General features: G+C 41.8%; 1 protein-coding gene. It reads right to left on the reverse strand.

Translation table 11 applies throughout. The features are described from left to right. Window positions 1-1,581 (reverse strand): transglutaminase-like domain-containing protein (locus DXA15_RS24940; protein WP_147349112.1); only part of this gene is annotated, 1,581 nt, incomplete at both ends.

Genomic DNA, 1,581 nt, shown 5'->3' on the forward strand with positions numbered 1-1,581 from the left:
TGTTTATATATTAATAATTCATCCTGCTCTGCCGTTTGTTTTCCGGCAGAGGCCCATGCACCCGATTCATCTATATAGAAAAGTTCATAGAGATTACCTTTTCGTATTCCGTTGTCATCATTCCGAATGATATAGCGTATTTTGTTTATATGTGTCGGCTTGGGTAATGCCAGACCTGCCCAACTCATGCTGTCGCGTGTGTGGAAGAAGGTGAGAGGGTCTCCGTCGAATACATTATATTTGGTTGCATGCGGGTTGTAGATGCTGGTGTTGTCTGTTCCGATAATTTCCCCTTTTAGTATTTGCTGACTATTTGTATCGTAAAATTCCAGTTCAGCCATATTTCCCCGTAGATTGGGAGAAGACTGGTATCTGTAATATTTGTAACTCTTTTTAGGATTCACCTCGATAGTGGTATACTTGAAACTTGGAGCTTCTGTGAACGTATATAAATCTTCCGCTATCCGGAAATCCACATAATCCGACCCCTGGAATCTGCCACCGACGAATGCCGGAGGTATGGCTTCGAGATGTTTGGGTTCGCGGTATTTGCGTTCGAGGTACAGGTCTTCTTTTTCTCTCCGGCATTCGAAAATAGTAACCTTTCCGGTGGAATCGACGACAAAGGGAGAACTTAACGGTTGCAAAGAGTTATCCTCATAACTGTTGACCTGATAGATAATATCAGGACCGATATGGTTGAATGTCACTTTCTTATCGGATATCTTTCCCCAATCTACCGGGAACCACCCTTGCGGATCAAATACGCATAGATAGGCATATTTATTGTTGCAGGTTCTATTCAATGGAACGGATACGGTCTGCGGATGAATAGCAGGAAAATGCTCCGTAATATCTTTCATGAAAGGATTTTTGAAGAATGCAGGAAGTTCTTCTTTAGATGTATTTGTCATCACTAAAGAGGTCTGTTGTACGGAAAATGTTTTCTGATATACTTTCGGTATGCCATCAAAATGTTTGAGATGATCTCCCGGATGGTGCTCACCTCCAGCAAAATCATAATAGTTTCCGTCTTCGCCATATAGAAGGTTGAACGCGTGGCTATTATTGCTATGTCCCCAATGCGGAATATTTCCTGTCGTAACAGGTATCCCGATTGAACGCATGGCATATATTGCCAGATTGGTATAGTCCCCGCATAAACCGAATTTTATATGGATAAGGCTACTGGGTTTTATGTCCGCCGGTTTTGGGAAATCGTTAAAGACATGGATCGGTAATTTAATCAGTTCATTGTTGATGGCAATACAGGCATCGCGGGCAGTCAATATGCTATCCGTTAATAATCCGGCAAAGGCATTATAGTATTCTTCCCTCCATATCTCCGGCAATTCGCTTCCAATCCGGTAGGGGAGTATCCATTCGCAAAACTCATCAAAAGAAAGATGTTTGTTCCAGGGTCTTTGCCATACTTGAAAAGCTGCATCTATCTGTGTAATCAGGAAATTTGCATTTAGTTGTTGCAAGTCAGCTTGTTGCTTAGCGTCGTCTTGTTGGTGTTTGTTGTTTGTCCTATAAGTGTCATTTATAGTCTGCTGGTCGTATTCTTCTTGTTTTATC

The sequence above is a fragment of the Parabacteroides sp. AM58-2XD genome, from assembly GCF_003463685.1.
GTDB lineage: Bacteria > Bacteroidota > Bacteroidia > Bacteroidales > Tannerellaceae > Parabacteroides > Parabacteroides segnis.